The following is an 18,423-nucleotide window of genomic DNA, read 5'->3' as shown; positions in this document are numbered from 1 at the left end:
TGTCATACCTGCGGCTCGGTCTCATCGCCGGTTGCTCCTTCTGGTTCGGTGTTCGTGCCGACTGTCTGATTGTTCATCCAGGGGCGGCGGTTGTGCTGCCCGCGGAGCACTTGGTGCAGGGTGCGCAGGCGTTCGACCTCGGTGGGCTCGGCGCTCACGATTCGCAGTCCGGCCTGGGGATGGAGGTAGCCGGTGGCCCAGCCGCGCCGCACCCATGCGTCGAGGGTGACTTCGGACATCTGGAGGTGTTCTGCCAGGTCACGCAGCCACCACTCGTGCTCGTCCAGATCAGGGCGGGCCTGGCGGGCCGGGGTGCGTGAGCGTTGGATCCCCAGGGAGCGCAGGAGGTCACGGACGGCGTTCTTGGTGAACGTCTTGCTGCGCTTCGGAGGACGCAGGCCCTCGGCGTTGAGGCGGTCGGCGATCTGCCCGGCGTTCATCCCGGCGTCCACGAACTGCTGGGCCCGGGTGATGAGTTGCGGGTAGTAGCTGAGCGGTCAGGCAGGCGACCGGACGTACCGTTTCGCTCTCGCTTCGATGCCCGCCGGCCCAGGTGACCTGGACCTTCACCTTCTCGTTAGTGCCGATCACCTCGATGTGGACCCTCTCGACCAGGTGCCGGATCAGCTGCTTGCGGTCCGCATCACTGGTCGTGGGAGCATGCCAGATGCCGGGGACATCAGCGGCCAGGGCGCGGATCTGCTCGCGCTCGGCGGCGCTGAGGGTGCGGGGCCGCACGGCCAGGAAACGGTCGTACTCCTCCTTGAGACGTTGCCGCTCGCCCATCGCGGTCTCCCAGTCTTTCTCCAGCTGTCGTACGACCAGGCGGTTTTCTGGTTCGGCGAGTTGGTACTGGCGCCGGGCCCGGTCCACGGCGAACTCGGCCCGCTCCAGACGCTGCCGCCAGATCTGGTCCACCTGAGCGCGCTGGGCCTGGCCCTGCTCGGCTGCGGCGAGGGACACCTCGACGGCGGCCGGGGCCATCGCGGCCAGCAGCAACACGGTGACCTGCTCGTCCACGCAGTCGCCGGCCAGCTGCTGGCACTGCCCGCTCGCGAAGGTCGTTTTGTCCGATCCACAGACGTAGGCCGGGTGCAACTTCCCGCCCGCCCCGCGCTGGTAGCGCACCGACATCTTCTTCCCACAGCGCCCGCAAGCCACCAGCCCTGCCAGCAGGGCCGGCCCGTCGCGCACCACGCCGATACTCTCGGCCCGGGCCCGGTTGGCGTCCATCCGCTGCATGTTCCGCTCGTACCGCTCGACGCTGATATAGGCGGGCAGCAGGCCCGGAAGGTAGACGTACCAGTCCTCACGTTCGGTACACACCCGGCCGGTATACGGCCGCCCCGCCTGACGGCGCCGCGGATCGATCCTGCTGCGGCCGTAGGCGTAGATTCCAGCGTAAGCCGGATGACGGAGCATGTTCTGCACTCCGGCCCGGCTGGGACGACGCCACCGCAACTCCCCCCGATCGGGCCCCTCGCGCAGCCGCACCCCCAACTGGATGTTGTTATCGGCCAGAAAACAGAGCACCGCGTTGATCGTCCCAAGCCGGTCGAACAGATCGAAGACGAGGCGGACCACGGCCTGGACCTGCTCATCGGGATCCAGGACCGCTTCGCCGGACGGACGGCGCACGTAACCGACCGGCAGCGCCACGACCAGCTCACCGCGCCGGGCCTTCGCCAGCCGCCCGGACCACATCCGCTGTTTGATCAGGTGCAGTTCCGCCTCACTGATCGTCCCCTTCAGCCCCAGCAACAGCCGGTCATTGTGATCAACGGGGTCGTAGACACCGTCCGGGTCCGCGAGCAGAGCGCCCGACAACGCGCACAACTCCAGCAACTGATGCCACTCACGGCCCGTCCGCGCCAGTCGTGACATCTCGATCCCGAGCACGATCCCCACATGGTCCAGGCCGACCTCGGAGACCAGACGCTGAAAGGCGGGCCGGGCATCGACTCCGGACGCGGAGTGCCCCAGATCCTCATCAATCACCAGCACCCGCGAGGCCGGCCACCCCAGCGCGACCGCTCGCCCGACCAGCGCGTACTGCAGCCGCGTGGACTCCTGATGCTCCTTGACCTGGCCAGCGGTCGACTGCCGGACATACACGGCGGCAAGACGATCACGATGCCACGGCTGGACCTTGCCCTCCAGCCGCTCCCACGGCCGCCTGACCGTCGTCATCGCCCGCACCCCCGTCCCTGCTCCTGGGAGGTGTCGCTGCTGCCATCCGTTCCACCAGCAGGCCCAGCAACCGCTGGACCACCACCCGGTTCACCTCCGGGAACGACTCCCAGCTCGGGGCGCCCGCTATCGCGGGCTTCGACTGGGGGGCACAGCCGCGTCTCCTCCTGCCACCGCGACCCACCCCCCTCGCCTGTCCCGCTCCGCCGGTCCCGCAGCAGGCGGACCGTTCCGGCCAGCGCAAATGTCAGCACTGCGGCTTGCTCCTTGAACGCTGCATCAACCGCTTGAAGCAGTGGCGCGGCATCGCCACCCGCTACGACAAGAACGCCGAGTCCTACCAAGCCGCCGTCACCCTCGCATCGCTCCTAATGTGGCGTGACAATTGAAGACAACTCCCAGGGCACTTCATTAGGGCGTACGCCTTTGCATTCTCGTAATACGTGGGCATGGCGAGCGCGGCCAACTCCATTGCGGGTAGACCGGTCTCCACGTCGAACTGCTGGCCTTCTCACAGTGCGGCCATGAGTTCCGAACGGTGCCCATCGGCCTGCAGTCGGAGCTTGTACCTTTTGGAATGCGGCTGTTCGCCCACCGGCCAACGCAGCTCCCACGGCTCGGGCCGTCCAGAGGGCTGACGGATGGACCACACGACAACATCGTACGTGAGCATGTCTCTTCAGACAGAAAGAGCCCGTCCCGGCGTCCGGGGCGGGGCCTCGTGAGCAGGGCGTGGTCCCAGCACAGGTCAACCCAACGCGGCCCCGTGTTCGAGGCTGTCGTATGGGCGGGCGGTGGCGCTCGGATCGACGCACACCGAGCACGGCAACGGGGGCATGCGCAGGATGCGGAGCATCTGCTCGTCGCGGTTCAGCGTGGCCAGTGCCGGTTCCAGCGCGCCCCGAGGGATGAGAATCTACTCGGCGCCATTAGGCGGGGAGGGTGCGGACGCTGGCCCGGGGGCGCGGAGGCCGAAGAGACCACCCGCGTAAGCGAGGTGGTCTCTTCAAACGCCTACCGAATGCGCGAGCGGCTGCAACACGAGATGTCCAAGCGACTCCGTGCTCGTGAACGGTAGTTGTCCGCAAACAGCGACCGAGGAACTACGGCGGAGCCGCTTAGCCCCGAATGATGGAAAGGTGACTTTCCCCTGGATCGCCAGAACCCTTCAGTGGTTCATATCTCAGGCGGGACTATACGGCATCGGTATTGCGTTAGCTTTTCGATGGGGAATCAAGGGGCTTGGTTCGCGCAGATCGCGAAAGCGAATATGATAGCATTGGTCGAATTGGTATTCTTTCCATTCACTATCCAAGTCGTCGAGGTACTGGGCAGGCTCCAATAGACCTGGACGCCCGGAGAGGCCTCGAATCCCCCGCCGAGGACGACTTTACCCGCAGGGCATGTGGCTGTCGCATGCTGAGTGGAACCAGGTGCGATGGTGGTCGGACTATCTCCTCTTACCCTCTCCCACCCAGAGGTCCCGCCAGGCCCCTGGTCTCCCTTGACGCCGGGCAGGCCCTGGTCGCCCTTGTCTCCCTTGACGCCGGGCAGGCCCTTGTCTCCCTTGACGCCGGGCAGGCCCTGGTCGCCCTTGTCTCCCTTGACGCCGGGCAGGCCCTGGTCGCCCTTGTCTCCCTTGACGCCGGGCAGGCCCTGGTCGCCCTTGTCTCCCTTGACGCCGGGGTCACCCGGAACTCCCTGGTGCCCCTGAACACCGGGCACACCCTGGTCTCCCTTGTGCCCCTGAGTGCCGGGCACGCCCTGGTCGCCCTTGTCTCCCTTGACGCCGGGGTCACCCGGAACTCCCTGGTGCCCCTGAACACCGGGGTCACCCGGAACTCCCTGGTGCCCCTGAACACCGGGGATACCCGGAATTCCCTGGTGCCCCTGAGGGCCGGGGATACCCGGAACTCCCTGGTGCCCCTGAACACCGTGAAGACCAGGGTTGCCCTTGGGTCCGACAGGACCCCGAAGACCCCGAGGCCCCCGAGGACCCGGGCAATTGTGCTTGCAGGGCTTCGTGACCTCGTGCAGCGAAGAATGTGCTGCAGCCGTTTGCGCGGACGCTAGTGAGGGGCTGGTCGTACCCGCTGCTGCCACTGTCGCTGCGGCACATATGCTGGCAGCCACCACCAAGGTCCGCCGAGATCGCAACGTAGCCAGGCGACCCCTGGCCCGGAATGCAGCCTTGTTGAGATTCATTTACTACTTCCTTAACTGTTAGTCAGGTCGGGGCTACTGCACGCCCCGACGGGGCGCTTGGGCTCGACAGATGCCCGCCGCACTTCAGGGTCATTCCCTAGGTCGAGGTGGGAGCCTTGTGCTCGTGCGTCCGCCCACCAACCACGTCGTACCGTATTGAGTGAAACGCAGCAGTCCGAGGCCCTGCAGGCAACAAGGCGGGCAAAGATCGCCTCCCATTAGGGCACATAGCGAAAAGGTCTCACTCGGCTGCGAGGTGCCCACTGAAGCGAAAGTGACAGGAACCATGGTGGGTGTGACATCCGGTGGGCAGCCGGTGCTACTCGAGTATGCCGATGAAACCTATGGCGCCGTAGGTACTGATCTTTGAGGTGCCGTTTGTCGGCGGGTGTGTGCGGCAAAACGGATCCATGAGGACTCGAACCCGTCGGCTGTTGAGCCCAGTTGAGCTGGAGCGGCGTCGGCTGCAGGCAGCGGATTGTTCGAACAAGGAATGCGGCCGGTCAGGGTCGCGGAAGCGCTCGGCGTGACCCGGCAGGCGGCCGGTCTGTGGCATCGGGCCTGGCGTGAGGGCGGGGTGGAAGCGCTCCGGTCCAAGGGGACGGGCAACAACGCGTATCTGAGCGACGAACAGGAGGAGGAACTCCAGGGCCTGCTGAAGGCGGGCCGACCGCGTTCGGCTGGGATGATCAGCCTCGATCCGTCAGCGGGGTTTGGTCGCTGAGTGGCTCGGCGGTTCGCCTGAAATGTCCCCTGCCGGTCGGGGGTGGGCCGTCGCGTGACGCTGCGGCTGCGCCGGGTTCCACGGGCCCGGGGTGGTGGGGGTCTCCTCCGTTCTGGTCTTCGTCGGGACGGAGCCGGTCCGTCAGGTGAGGGCCGGAAGTCCAGTGAGTCGCTGCCGGCAGGCGGTGAACGCCTTGGCCCAGGGCCAGGTGGAGTCGATGCGGAGCCAGCGGCAGCGGGCGTGTTTCGTGAGGCGGGCGGGCAGGTGGTAGAGGCGAAAGCGCATGGTGTCGATCTCGGCGTCGGCCAGGTCGTCGACGTCGTGCAGGCCCAGGAGCCTCAGCCAGGCGTCGAGGTCGGCGGCCAGGTTCGCGGCGAGCATCCAGCCGCGGTTCACATCCCAGGACTTGGATGGGAGATTGTGCAGGCCCATCGCCTTGTTCGTCCGCACCCGGTCCTCCACTTCAGCGTGATCACGGTGGAGGACGTCGAGGAATTGAGGCTGGTGGGAGCCGGCGATGCCCCACATCCGGCCGATGTTCGTCGCGGTGATGCTGTAGCGCCAGCCGGTCTTGCGCTCGAAGCCGGTAAGTTTCTTGATCTGCCGGCCCGACGGCTTGACCCGCCGGACGATCAGCCGGGTGCCGTCGGGCCAGCCCTCCCGGGTGTTCAGGCCGGTCAGCTCGGCCACGAAGTAGGCGGCCTGGAGGCCTGACTTCCGCAGTTGGTAGGCATGCGGATGCGGCCGATATGGGGTCTGAGCTGCGGGAACATGCGGAACGTGGCCGGGTGTGCGTGTGCCCACGCGGCTAGGTTGTGGCTGGTCAGGCGGGGTCTGCGGCGGTGATCCGGGGCGGTGGTTTGATGCCGCAGCCGCGGTAGATCGTGGCCTGCTCGCTGGTGAGCGGGGTGGTCTGGGTCAGCTGTCCGGCGTCGCCGGTGAGGGTGACCTCGTGGACGCGGCCCAATTCGGTGCTGATCCGGTTCCAGGTCTGGCCGGTGCGGCGTTCGGCGACGCGGATCAGCAGCAGGGCGAGCCAGCACAGCAGTACGTGCGCGCGGATGCGATGTTCCAGGCGGTGGAAGACCGGCCGCAGTTCCAGCACCGTCTTCAGGTCGCGAAATCCGCGCTCCGCTTCCAGGAGCGCCTTGTAGCCGACCGCGATCTCCTCGGCGGTCAGGTGCGGGTCGGAACTGGTCAGCAAGTACTTGCCGTCCAGCCGCTCCTCGGCCTTGACCTTGGCGCGGTCGATCGCCAGGCGTCCGCTCTTCGATGTCCTCAACCACCGCTTCAAGGTGGGGTGTTCGATCAGAGCGCATTCGGCGCGCACGTGCGTGGCCTCCGCGCGCTCGCGGGCCTTCGCAGTGGTCAGGCGCTTGGCGTCGCGTTCGCGCTGGGTGCGGATGCGCTCCAGTTCGGCCTCGATACGGGTGATCGCCTCCTCGCGGTGGTGGCGGTCGCGTTCCTCCTGAGCGGGGTTGTGGCAGATGACGAAGCGTCGGCCAGGGGCCTGGTCGAGCTTGACCTCCTTGACCCGCAGGTTGTCGCGGACGCTCTGGTAGCGGCCCTGGCGGGCGAGGGCGGCCTCGGCGAGGTCATTGCCGTCGCGCATGCGCATCCCGGCGATGAAGTGGCCGCCGGCGCGGGTGAGGTAGGCCAGGTTGTCCGCGCTGGAGAAGCCGCGGTCCACCACGGTGATCACCCGTCCCAGCTTCCAGTCGCGCATGTCGTCCTTGACCTGCGGAAGGATCGCCTGATCACTGGTGCCACCGGGCCAGCACCAGCAGCGAACCGGCACGCCCTCCTTGGTGACGGCCAGTCCGATGGTGATCTGCGGCAGGTCGTCGCGGTGGTCCTTGCTCTTGCCGTAAGTGCGAAACGGGTTCTCGCCCGCGTCGGGCTCGTCGCGTTCGAAGTAGGTGTTGGTGGTGTCGAAGAACAGCAGGTCGACTTCGAGGTTGAGGAGGTTGGCGACCGCGAAGAACACCGCTTCTTGGACCTCGGCCTGGGCGTCGGCTTCCACCAGCAGGTCCATCGCCCGGTATGCCTGGTCCTCGTCCATCGCCTGCAGGCCCGGTATCGCCGTGTCGCGGCCGGCCCACTCGGCGGCCGAGAGCTTCGAGGCCGGGGCGATGGCGCGGTTGGCGACCAGGGCGAACAGCACGCGCTCGACGTCGGTGCGGAATCGGCGCGCGCCCAGGATCTTCGTGAGCGCGGCGTCGATGTCCAACTGCCGCCACAGGCCCTGCAGTAGCCAGACCGCTCCCAGAGGACGCGAGCCGGTCACCTGCAGGCCGCCGCCGGCCACCGGTGCCGCCGCGTCACCGCCCTCGCCGAGGTAACGGTTGATCGAAGTGACCAGGCGGCGCAGACCGTCGGTGTCGAGCTGGTCCTCGCGGCCGAAGTTGTGCAGCACCTCGGCCTGAGTACTGCCGCCCACGCGGTGGTTGTGCGCGAGCTGCACGTAGCGGACCGCCGTCCCGTCCTTCTTCTTCCGCTGGGTGGTCCGCAAGTACATGCCCACAGCATGAACGATCACCCCAGGAGGATTCAACCCTCACTTCAGAAAACGTGTGCCCACGCGTTTTCCTGACTCAACGCCACGGGCAACACCGTGACCTGCACCGACACCGCCCGGCAGACCTTACGTGCCCACGAACTGCGGAACTCAGGGGAGGGAGCCGTCCTGTTTCAGGGAGGTCTCCCAGGCTGTCTCGGGCAGCTTCGCGATCGCGGCCTCGTCTTCATCGGTGATCTTCCAGCCGACTGAGAAGCGCACCGTGCGCCGCGCGGTGTTGAGCGCCACGAGATGCTCCAGCAGCCCGTGGGTGGCGCCGGCGCCATCGGCCCGGATGAGGAGTCTGGCCTGGCTGGAGTGCGGTATCTGGGCCAACGCGGCGGCCAGGACCCGCAGGTGGTCGGCGACGGTGTTGGCCCCGGCGTTGCCGGGCCGCAGTTCCATGGCCAGGCACTCGGAGGTGTTCGCGCACCAGGCGGCGAGCGGGTGGAAGCCGAAGCTACCCTTGAAGGTGGCTGCCGCTCGTTCCTTCTTCGAGGCCGCGGTGATGACTGTGGCGTCCATGTCGACCACGATCCAGCCCTTCAGCCGCCGCCCGGCCACGCTCAGCCAGGGGAATCCTCCAGGCCGCAGGTGCAGCAAAGACCACACGTGCCGGCGCACCGTCCGCCGGGCCTTCGCCATCCGCGTCAGTGCCGACTCGTCCAGGGCGGCCAGGGTGCGGCGGGTGGTGGAGTCCGATGCGGCCGGACCGGACAAGTTGCGGTGGTGCAGGGCAAGTTGCTCGGCCTCGCTCAGGTTCACCGCGCCGAGCGCGATGGCCACCGCAAGCTGGACGACGACCGCCGCACGCTCCCGCCAGCCGTGCCCGACACCCACTGGCAGCACGGCCGCGAGCGCCCCGGTCAGCCCCACCTGGTCCGCGCACCTGCGCAGCAGCACCACCCCGGCGTGCCCGACCAGCCCTTTGCCGTCGGCCCGCACGCGCAGCCGACGGTCCCACCCTGTACGCTCGCTCACCAGAAAGGTGCCCTGACTCTTGCATCGGATACGGACTAGACACTCGCATCCTCGCAGGTCAAGGCACCTTTCCTGCTACCGGGGCGTCAGATCACCCAATTCCGCTGAATAGCCAGGGTCAGAGGTGGACCCTGGCCCGGGTTGGAGCGTTGATCGAGGAGCGGTTCGGGGTTCGGTACGAGATCTCGGGGGTGTGGCTGCTGGCCGGACCGGCTTGGCTGGTCGTGGCAGGTGAACCGTTTCGGGTTTGATCGAGACTCTAGATTGTGACTGCGACCTGGGGTTTCGTGGTTTCGAGGTAGTAGTTGGTCTCGTATTCGACCGGTGGGATGTGCCCGAACTCACCGTGGAGTCGACGGTGGCAGTACCAGTCGGTCCACTCGGCGGTGGCCGGCTCGACCTCGGAAAGTGTCTTCCATGGCCGACGGGGCTTGATCAACTCGGTCTTGAACAGGCAATGCCGCGGAGTCAACACGCCGCCCGCCACGTCAAGTTGATCTGTCTCATGTGGTCGTTGCGGGACGTGAAGAACGGGACCTCCGTTACAGCATTGAAGCCGACCAAGGTCTTCACTCTGAGCGGAGGTCCCGTTGCCTGACCAGTCTGCCACTTCGACGTTCACGCGCGCCGTCACGGTCGCTGCTGGCATCTTCGCTCCAGGGCACTTGGGTGAGTTGACGCAGTACCTGCCCTTTGAGCTGGTTGACGACGTGCTGCAGCGCACGCGCTCGGTGGAGCGAAGGCTGCGCCGGCTGCCCTCACGGGTCGGGGTGTACTTCGTCCTGGCCCTGTGTCTCTTCCCGGAGGTCGGCTACCTGCGCGTCTGGGGCAAGATGATCGCCGGAATGCGCGCCCTGACCTGGTGGGTTCCGTCGGAGAAGGCGCTGCGCGAGGTCCGTCGCCGCCTCGGTCCGGCGCCGTTTCGGGAACTGTTCGAGGTCGTGGCCGGCCCGTTGGCGCGTCCCTCCACCACAGGCGTGTGCTACCAGCGGTGGCGTACCGTCACCTTCGACGGCTGCAGTTCGCTGGAGGCCCCCGCCACTCTCCGTGTCCGAGGCCATCTGGGCAAGACCCGGCGTCACCGAGGCGTCGAGGGGGTATCCACATGTCCGCTTGATGGCGCTGTGCGAGACCGGCACCCGGGGCCTGCTGGGCGCGGTGTTCGGGCCGACGGCACCGGTGAGCCCGCCTATGCCCGACGGCTGCTGCCTCTGCTCGACCCGGGCATGCTGCTGCTCGTCGACCGCAACTTCTCCGGCGACGAGTTCTTGAACGACGTGGCCGACACCGGTGAGCCGATCAGTTCATGCTGGTCAGCAACCCAGCGCACCTTCGGTGCGCGCCGGGGGCGTGGTAAATGGTGTGGTGTGCTGCGGGTGCTTCTCGCGCGCTCTGCCGGGTTGGTGCGATGGCCGCGAGCATGATCGTGGGCTGGTCGTTCCGGTCGAAACCGACTCCTCTGTGATGCTGTGCAGCTCGTTGGTCAGCATGGTGCTGAGGGCCGTCCACGGGAACCGTGGAGTGTTGCTGTGAGCACGGGTGTCAGATTCCTGATTTGCCCTGGCCCTCCCGGAGCGGGCAGTTCCTGTGGACTGTCTGCTCGGCCGGAAGGGGAACGGGACCATGGATGTGCTGCACGAGCGGTGCGCGGGGATGGATATCAGCAAGAAGGACGCCAAGGTCTGCGTGCGGACGCCGGGTGGCAAACGCCGGGGAACGTTCACCAGTGAGATCACTACCTGGGGTGCGACCACCAACTCGGTCCTTGAACTGCGTGATCATCTGGTGGCGGCAGGCGTGACGCTGGTAGTGATGGAAGCGACGTCGGACTACTGGAAGCCCTTCTACTTCCTGCTCTCCGAGGACTTGAATGTGATGCTGGTCAACGCGCGGGAGGTCAAGAACCTGCCCGGCCGCAAGACTGATGTCTCGGACTCGGCCTGGCTGGCCCAACTCGGGGCGCACGGCCTGGTGCGGGCTTCGTTCGTGCCGCCGCAGCCGATCCGCGAACTGCGGGATCTGACCCGGATGCGCACTCAACTCACCCGCACCCGCGGACAGATCGTCCAGCGGCTGGAGAAGATGCTGGAAGACTCCGGGATCAAACTCTCCGCGGTCGCCGCCGACATCATGGGTGTCTCCGGCAGGGCGATGCTGGAGGCTCTGATCGCCGGTCAGGACGACCCGCACGCGCTCGCCGACCTGGCCAAGCGTCGCCTCCGCAACAAGATTCCCGAGCTCACCGAGGCATTGACCGGGCGTTTTCGCGAACACCACGGCTTCCTGGCCCGCGTCCACCTCGACCACTACGACCACCTCACGACCGCGCTCGACACGCTGAACACGAGGATCGCGGAGGCGATGTCTCCCTTTCGGCCCGTCCTGGAACTCCTGGACACCATCCCGGGTGTCAACCAAACCACCGCCGAAGTGATCGTCGCCGAGACCGGCGGCGACATGAGCCGCTTCGCCAGTGACAAGCATCTCGCCTCCTGGGCCGGCGTCTGCCCCGGCCATCACTCCTCCGCCGGCCGGAGCAAGACCACCAAGGTCCGGCCCGGAAACCCGCATCTCAAAGGCGCCCTGGGCCTGGCCGCGTTCGGTGCGGTGAGAACCAAAGACACCTATCTCCAGGCCCGCTACCGACGCCTGACCGCCCGCCGGGGCCCGATGAAGGCCCTGGTCGCCATCGAACACTCGATCATCACCGCGATCTGGCACATGCTCACCGACCAACGGCCCTACCACGAACTCGGCGGCACCTACTTCACCCAGCGCGACCCCGAACGCGCCGCCCGCAAAGCAGTCGGCCAGCTCAACCAGCTCGGCTACCGGGTCACCCTCGACCCGATGAACAGCGCGGCCTGAAACTCCGTCCACCCAGACACCGGACGGCCCTCGCATCACCACCGCCCGGTCACCACCCCTACCCGAAAACGCCCTGACCTGCATGTATTTACGTGTCAGGGAGGGACGAGGACGATACCGCCTCGCCCCGGAGTGGCTGACTTCGCCGACGCCGTGAGGTCAACTTGACGTGGCGGGCGGCGTGTTAACTCCGCGGCATTGCTTGAACAGGTCGATCGTGGACTCCATCAGGGCATTTTCGTAGGCGTCGTCGACCGAGCCGATCGAGGCGGCGATGCCTGCCCGCTCGAGGTGTTCGACGAGCGCGAACGATGTGTACTGCGACCCGGCGTCGCTGTGGTGTATCAACTGGCCTTTCTGGAAGGGGCGTTGGTCCCGGTCTCGTTGCCACAGAGCGATCTCGAGGGCGTCCAGGACCAGCCTTGTCTCCTTCGACGTGGCCAAGGACCAGCCGACGATGCGGCGGGAGAAGGTGTCCACGACGAACGTGACGTAGACCACGCCGGCGAACCGGTAACAGGCGAAGGCCCATCGCGGACAAGACCTCAGCGATTTCCTCGCGCAGGACAGGCCGCGGCCCCATGGGGACCAGATGCAGGCCCCGTACCCTCCCATCGAGCTCATCGGGGGACACACTCTGTGCAAGTACACGAATCAGGGTGAGGTGAGCGAAGCGGAAGCTCAACACCCAGATCATTCAAGCCGATTCGATACCCGCGAGTAGCTTCTCTGACTGCTGCGCCTCCTCACGGCACCCACGTTTTCCGCAGGGCTTTCACGCTCGGCGCGCGCAGCGCGCGCGTCTGCCCTGCCCAACCGGTTCGACACGGGGACGCAGGGAAGGTTCACGTTTTCTCGACGGAAGCCCCATACATGCGAAGGAGAGCCGGGCGTGTCGCGGCGGGGCCCGGTTCTGTCCGGTTCCCGCGCTGACCCGCGGCTGATCGGGTCGCGAGTGCATGGAATCCACTGCATGAGCACATCAATGAGTCACGGCTTCCACCGCAGATCACCGGAGATTTTGCGGTTGAACACTCAACCCCCCACAAAGACCGGCGAGGAGACCCCTCTTCATGGCAACTCACAAGCGCTCGAACCGGATCCGGCTCACCGCCGTCACCGTCGCGGCCGCCGCGGCAGGCGTCACGCTGCTGAACCCGTTCTCCGCCGGCGCCGCGGCGCCCGCCGAGGGCAAGATCTACGGAGCGAACGCCGACGGCGCCGTCGCCGGCAGCTTCATCGTCATGCTCGACCAGCAGGCCGACAAGCAGGAGCTGGCCAACGAGTACGGCGGCACACTGAAGCGCACCTACCGCTCCGCCATCAACGGCTTCTCGGCCGGCGGCCTTTCACAGACCGAGGCCAAGCGCCTGGCCGCCGACCCGGCCGTCGCCAAGGTCGTGCAGAACAAGAAGTTCACGATCAACGCGGAGCAGCAGAACCCGCCCTCATGGGGCCTGGACCGCATCGACCAGGCCGACACCGCCGGAGACAGCAAATACACCTACCCCGACTCCGCAGGCGAGGGCGTCACCGCCTACGTGATCGACACCGGCGTCCGCATCTCGCACAAGGACTTCGAAGGCCGCGCCACGCACGGCTTCGACGCGATCGACAACGACGACAGCGCCGACGACGGCAACGGTCACGGCACCCACGTCGCCGGCACCATAGCCGGTGCCACGTACGGCATCGCCAAGAAGGCGAAGATCGTTGCCGTGAGAGTCCTCGACGACAACGGCTCCGGCACCACGGAGCAGGTCGTCGCCGGCATCGACTGGGTCACCCAGCACCACCAGGGGCCCTCCGTCGCCAACATGAGCCTGGGCGGCGGCGCCGACGAGGCCCTCGATGAGGCCGTTCGCAAGGCCATCGCCGCGGGCGTCACCTTCGCTGTCGCAGCCGGCAACGACTCCGCCGACGCCGGCAAGGGCTCCCCCGCCCGCGTCAAGGAGGCCCTCACCATCGCCTCCTCCACCAAGGACGACGCCCAGTCCGACTTCTCCAACTTCGGCGAGATCGTGGACCTCTACGCGCCGGGCTCGGACATCACCTCCGCCTGGAACGACAGCGACGAAGGCACCAAGGTCCTCTCCGGCACCTCGATGGCCACCCCCCATGTCGTCGGCGCCGCCGCGGTCTACCTCGCCGGCCACAAGGACGCCACCCCCGCGGACGTCGCCACCGCCCTGACCAACGGCGCCACCCCCGACAAGATCACCAGCCCAGGCGCGGGCACACCCAACAAGCTCCTGAAGATCACCGAGTAACACCCCTTGTGAGGGCCCGGCTTGGCCACATGCCCGACCCCGGGCCCTCACCCCGTCTGTTCAGGTGCCGCGAGGCTTGGCTTCATTAACCCGAGCGCTCGCTACTCACCCGGCGCGTGTACGGAATGAAGCCCCGGTCACCGCGCGCTCGCGCCGACCGGGGCTTCATCGCTCTGACCAGGCGCCCCCGCCGCAGGCAGCAATCTGCGGGCTGAGGTGGAGCGGCTGAGCGCGGACAATCAGCAACTGCACCAGGCAGTCGTCTCCTACGCCGTGGTCGACCAGGCCATCGGCGTACTGACCGTCGGCGTCCTGACCGTCGTGGGCCAGGTAGCGCCGTGGGACGGCTTCACCGTGCTGCGGGAGGTCTCCCAGCACACCAACACCAGAATGTCTGCCGTCGCAGAACACATACGTGCGGCATCCCCCGCCTGCTGTCAGCACTGCCTGCACTGCCCCGGAGACGTGTCCATTCCGGTCACCTCAGGGGCAGTTGTCGTCGCGGACGCCTCGAGCAGCTGACAGTTGCAGGTGCCCTCCGCCCCAGCCATCGTCGTCGGTGACCGACGCTGTCGTGCGCCTGGGAACGTTCCGCCCCGCGAACTCGGGAGGCGGAAGCCCTGGTCACAAGTGAGGGACGTTCGGCCGGACCGGCCGGAGCAAGGGAACTGCCAGCCGTAGCGCCGGTCCGCGCCCGCCGGGAGCCGGCCTCACCGAGCTTCGTCATCAAGGGACGAAGACATAACGGACTTGGTTCGTCGTCAACTCCCGGGCGCGTTCGATGCATTGACACGTGCATTACAGAGGCTTTACGTTCCGGCCATCTGAGAGCGCTCTCAGACTCCTCTTCTGTGAAGACTTGAGGTGCCGCATGCCATCCCCACGCACCAGACCGGCCGTCATACTGCTGCTGGCCTCAGCGCTCGCCGTCGTCGGCCTGGTCCCGGCCGCCGTACCGGCGGCCGCGGCTACCGTTCCCGTAGGCTCCGGCAGCTACTCCGACACCCGGCCCGCCGGCACGTCGGGCCCTACGACCAACACCGGAACACCCGTCACACCCAAGCTGACCACCGCCGCCCGGAACCGGCCCGTGCCCACCAACGACTGGTGGTCCTCCCTCGCCTTCCAGCGCTACGGCGACAACCCGTGGTCGACCCCCATGTACGGGCATCCCCTCACCTACCAGGCCACGGCAGGCGGGCTCGACGTCGGCTACCCGACGTCGCCCGCGATCGTCGGTGACGGCCGACAGTACGAGTACGCCCACAAGCGCGACCTCACCATCGGACTGGCCGGCCTCAACTCCCCCGACACCAAGGCCGACGACTGGTCCGACTGGACGGTCACGCCCCTGTGGTCCGACGGTGCCCGCACCCTGCGCACCACCATCGGCCACGGCTCCCCGTTCGTATACGCGAAGGGCTCCGGCGGCAACGCCCAGATCACCACCGCCGGTGCGCCCACCGTCTTCGCCGACCAGACCAACGTCCTCGGCATCACCGTCGGCGGGCACCACTACGCCCTCTTCGCGCCGACCGGCAGCGACTGGAACGTCGCGGGCTCCACCATCACCGCCGGTCTCGGCTCCAAGGACTACTTCTCCGTCGCCGTGCTGCCGAACACCGACGCTCTGGCAACCTTCAAGAAGTACGCCTACAGCTTCGTCACCGACTCCAAGGTGACCTGGAGCTACACCGGTGGCACGGTGAACGCCACCTACACCCTCACCACGGAGGCGAAGGAAGGCACCGAGCGCGGCACCCTCCAGGCGCTCTACCGCCACCAGTGGCTGAACACCACGGACGCCCTCACCTCCTACACGTACGTCTCACCGCGCGGAACCATGAAGGTCCGCGAGTCGGCCTCGTTCACCACGACACAGAAGGCGGCGGCGGTCCTGCCCGCACTGCCGAAGTCGAACGGTGTGGACGCCGCCCGGCTACGCGGATACCTGAACGAGGTCGTGAATGCTGCCGACCCCTTCTCCGGGGCCACCGACACCTACTGGACCGGCAAAGCCCTCGGGCGCCTCGCCCAACTCGTTCCGGTGGCCGAGCAGATCGGTGAGACCGGCATCCGCGACAGGCTTCTCGGCCTGATCAAGGGCAAGCTCCAGGAGTGGTTCACCGCGGGCGGCGCGAACGAGTTCAGCTACGACAAGGACTGGAAGACCCTCACCGGCTATCCCGCGTCCTACGGCAGCGACACCGAGCTCAACGACCACCACTTCCACTACAGCTACTACGTCTACGCGGCGGCGATCGTCGCCCAGTACGACCAGGGATGGGCCGCCGACTCCGCATGGGGCGGCATGGTCAAGACCCTCGTGCGGGACACCGCCAACCCCAGCCGCACCGACGGTTCCTTCCCCTTCCTGCGCGGCTTCGACGTCTACGCCGGCCACAGCTGGGCATCCGGCCACCAGGGCTTCGCCGCCGGCAACAACCAGGAGTCCTCCTCCGAGTCCACCAACCTCAGCGCAGCCCTCGTTCTGTGGGGCTCGGCCACCGGCGACTCCTCGCTGCGTGACCTCGGCACCTACTTGCTGACCACCGAGTCGGAATCCATAGCCCAGTACTGGTTCGACGCCGACGAGCAGGTCTTCCCCTCCTCGTTCGGGCACGACACCGCAGGCATGGTCTGGGGCAGCGGCGCCGCCTACGCCACCTGGTGGACCGCCAACCCCGAGGAGATCCACGGCATCAATGTCCTGCCCGTCACCGGCGGATCACTCCATCTCGGCGGTGAGAAGGCCGCCATACGGCGCAACATCGCCGAGATGGAGCGGGAGAACGGGGGCCCGGCCGTCGAATGGCGCGACATCCTCTGGGAGTTCCAGTCCCTGGCCGACCCGGCCACGGCCAAGGCGAAGTGGGACGCGGGCAACGCCGGCTACACCCCGGAGCAGGGAGAGTCCAAGGCACACACCTACCACTGGATCAACACCCTCGACACGCTCGGCGCCCCGGACGCAACAGTGACCGGCGACATCCCCACCTCAGCCGTCCTCACCAAGGGGACGACCCGCACATACGTCGCCCACAACCACGGATCGTCGGCCCGTACCGTCACCTTCTCGGACGGCAAAACCCTTTCCGTGCCTGCTCGTTCCACCGCGACCGGCACCGGGTCGGGGTCGCAGGACCCGGACCCCGACCCCGATCCGCCGACCGGGAACACCTTCCAGCTGCGCAGCGGTGGCGTCCTGAGCACAGCGACCGATGGCACCTTGGGCAGCGACACGATCGCCTCCGCCGGCGGCGCCAACCACGACGGCGCCCCGCACCAGCCCCTCGTCTACGAGGTCCGCGGAGTCAACGGCACGCTCACCCCGGGCGTCGGAACCACGTTCCGGCTCCAGGTGGACGCCGACACCACGGTCGGTCTCGGCCAACAGGCGCGTGTCAGCTACGACCTCACCGGTGACGGCACCTTCGACCGGACCGAGACGTACAACTACTTCGCCACCGACCCGGTCGCCGGATGGGAGGAGTACACGCAGGCACGAGGTCTCAAGGCGTCCACGGGCACACCGGGCAGCCTCAAGGGCGGCACCGTACGTCTCGAAGTTTGGAGCGCCATCGGCAACGGCACCTCAAAACTGCAGACGGGCACGGCCAAGTCCGCGTTGGTGATCCCCTACAGCTGATCCGGCGAGAGCCATGCGGCGGGCAACGGCGCCAGTCCTTGCCCGCCGCACTGACATCTCCGGGCAGTAGACCCGCCTCAGATCCTGGCGTGCCGCCACATACGCCTGACCGTGGGCGTGGCCGGCCCAGTTCGGCGGAGCCACTACGTGGGCGGCGCGTCCCGGTGGAGTGCCTTGTTGACGCCGGTGATGACCACGGTGATCAGGCAGAGGGCGATGATGGTTTCGGCCCACAGGAAGGCGAACCAATCCAGCACGCAGCCGATCGGGGGTGTGCCGGGGGCGGTGTTGCGGAACGCGGCGAGGGCGAACAGGGTGGCGGCCATCCAGGCGAAGCCGGGCCAGACCACGCCCTCGCTGCTGGTCGTCAGGTACCAGGCCCCGATGAGCACGGCCGCCGTCAGCGCCCACATCACCACCATCATGAAGACCGCGAAGACGAGCAGGCTGCCCGATCGCGCCAGCTCCAGCGCCACCACGGCATCCTGCCGGGAGGGCGCAGGTTCCGCGGAGACCGAGAAGAGCGTGTCGGCGTTGGAGAACAGCATCCGTACCGGCACCTGCTTGCCGCCCAGTTGCGCCCGGAACGCGATGTCGGTCTCGTAGGTGTCGAACGGGTAGTCACTGATCGATCCGCCTGTGAGCGCAACGTGCACGTCGCTCGTCGCGAGCCGCTCATGCGCCGCGAACTCCAGATCGTTGACGGTCGCCCCCGAGGTCTGAAGGCTGAGATCGGCCACCGGGGCCGCCCCGTTCGCCTCGCCGAGGGTCCCGCGCGGGGTCACCCAGACCCGCAGTACCAGCTCTCTGCCCGCGGCGTCGACGCTTTGGACGACGGCCTCCACATCCACCCGGTCGGCGGCCGAGGATCCGACGGTGTGCACCGTGTCGACCGCCTGCCGCTCGGTGAACTGCAGCCACGAGCCAACGGTCACCGCCGCCACGATCAAGAAGGCGATGAGGATGAGCACGGGCAGGA

General features: G+C 67.3%; 13 protein-coding genes and 1 pseudogene. 7 read left to right on the top strand and 7 right to left on the bottom strand.

The window, feature by feature from the left end; translation table 11 throughout:
* Nucleotides 1–2 precede the first annotated feature (2 nt).
* Together OG331_RS47195 and OG331_RS47190 are read right to left on the bottom strand one after the other, a co-directional pair.
* Nucleotides 3–440, bottom strand: coding sequence for a hypothetical protein (locus tag OG331_RS47195; protein WP_406209371.1), 438 nt, complete (start codon nt 438–440; stop codon nt 3–5).
* Nucleotides 349–2,190, bottom strand: a complete 1,842-nt coding sequence (locus OG331_RS47190) for a recombinase family protein (RefSeq protein WP_406209369.1) — start codon at nt 2,188–2,190, stop codon at nt 349–351. The genes OG331_RS47195 and OG331_RS47190 overlap by 92 nt, the downstream gene beginning before the upstream one ends.
* A 2,683-nt stretch (nt 2,191–4,873) precedes the next feature.
* On the opposite strand from OG331_RS47190, the gene OG331_RS47185 reads away from it, so the two are divergent.
* Nucleotides 4,874–5,119 carry a helix-turn-helix domain-containing protein gene (locus tag OG331_RS47185; protein WP_406209366.1) on the top strand — a complete coding sequence of 82 codons (246 nt, stop codon included), beginning with the start codon at nt 4,874–4,876 and terminating at the stop codon, nt 5,117–5,119.
* 141 nt (nt 5,120–5,260) lie between these two features.
* Here the strand turns inward: OG331_RS47185 and OG331_RS47180 are convergent, their stop codons facing one another.
* The 3 genes from OG331_RS47180 to OG331_RS47170 form a co-directional block, all read right to left on the bottom strand.
* Nucleotides 5,261–5,923, bottom strand: coding sequence for a transposase (locus OG331_RS47180; protein WP_406209364.1), 663 nt, complete (start codon nt 5,921–5,923; stop codon nt 5,261–5,263).
* Between the two features lie 19 nt (nt 5,924–5,942).
* Nucleotides 5,943–7,637, bottom strand: a complete 1,695-nt coding sequence (locus OG331_RS47175) for an IS1634 family transposase (protein ID WP_406209361.1) — start codon at nt 7,635–7,637, stop codon at nt 5,943–5,945.
* Between the two features lie 150 nt (nt 7,638–7,787).
* A complete protein-coding gene (locus tag OG331_RS47170) occupies nt 7,788–8,657 on the bottom strand; it encodes a transposase (RefSeq protein ID WP_406209359.1) in 870 nt (289 codons plus the stop codon).
* Between OG331_RS47170 and OG331_RS47165 the strand changes: the two genes are divergently transcribed.
* The 3 genes and pseudogenes from OG331_RS47165 to OG331_RS47155 all read left to right on the top strand — a co-directional run bounded on the left by OG331_RS47165 (nt 8,642) and on the right by OG331_RS47155 (nt 11,525).
* Nucleotides 8,642–8,908, top strand: coding sequence for a winged helix-turn-helix domain-containing protein (locus tag OG331_RS47165; protein ID WP_406210812.1), 267 nt, complete (start codon nt 8,642–8,644; stop codon nt 8,906–8,908). The genes OG331_RS47170 and OG331_RS47165 overlap by 16 nt on opposite strands.
* Nucleotides 8,909–9,247: 339 nt before the next feature.
* Nucleotides 9,248–9,949, top strand: a pseudogene (locus OG331_RS47160) (transposase domain-containing protein); the annotation flags it as partial.
* 331 nt (nt 9,950–10,280) lie between these two features.
* Nucleotides 10,281–11,525 carry an IS110 family transposase gene (locus OG331_RS47155; protein WP_406190426.1) on the top strand — a complete coding sequence of 415 codons (1,245 nt, stop codon included), beginning with the start codon at nt 10,281–10,283 and terminating at the stop codon, nt 11,523–11,525.
* Between the two features lie 159 nt (nt 11,526–11,684).
* Here OG331_RS47155 and OG331_RS47150 read toward each other — a convergent pair whose 3' ends face one another.
* Nucleotides 11,685–12,140 carry a DDE-type integrase/transposase/recombinase gene (locus tag OG331_RS47150; RefSeq protein ID WP_406210809.1) on the bottom strand — a complete coding sequence of 152 codons (456 nt, stop codon included), beginning with the start codon at nt 12,138–12,140 and terminating at the stop codon, nt 11,685–11,687.
* Nucleotides 12,141–12,598: 458 nt separating this feature from the next.
* Here OG331_RS47150 and OG331_RS47145 point away from each other — a divergent pair, with 458 nt between their 5' ends.
* The 3 genes from OG331_RS47145 to OG331_RS47135 all read left to right on the top strand — a co-directional run bounded on the left by OG331_RS47145 (nt 12,599) and on the right by OG331_RS47135 (nt 17,444).
* Nucleotides 12,599–13,795 carry a S8 family serine peptidase gene (locus OG331_RS47145; protein WP_406209357.1) on the top strand — a complete coding sequence of 399 codons (1,197 nt, stop codon included), beginning with the start codon at nt 12,599–12,601 and terminating at the stop codon, nt 13,793–13,795.
* Between the two features lie 216 nt (nt 13,796–14,011).
* Entirely contained in the window at nt 14,012–14,317 is a 306-nt protein-coding gene (locus OG331_RS47140) for an ANTAR domain-containing protein (RefSeq protein WP_406209354.1), read from the top strand.
* A gap of 349 nt (nt 14,318–14,666) precedes the next feature.
* Complete coding sequence (locus tag OG331_RS47135) at nt 14,667–17,444, top strand: glycosyl hydrolase (protein ID WP_406209351.1); 2,778 nt, start codon at nt 14,667–14,669, stop codon at nt 17,442–17,444.
* Between the two features lie 143 nt (nt 17,445–17,587).
* Here the strand turns inward: OG331_RS47135 and OG331_RS47130 are convergent, their stop codons facing one another.
* Nucleotides 17,588–18,421: a DUF4436 family protein gene (locus OG331_RS47130; RefSeq protein WP_406210806.1), complete on the bottom strand. Its 834-nt coding sequence runs from the start codon at nt 18,419–18,421 to the stop codon at nt 17,588–17,590.
* Nucleotides 18,422–18,423 lie beyond the last annotated feature (2 nt).

Origin of the sequence: Streptomyces sp. NBC_01017, from assembly GCF_045162795.1 — a bacterium.
GTDB lineage: Bacteria > Actinomycetota > Actinomycetes > Streptomycetales > Streptomycetaceae > Streptomyces > Streptomyces machairae.
Note: the sequence above shows the minus strand (reverse complement) of the source record. Positions and strands in the feature narration are given on the sequence as shown.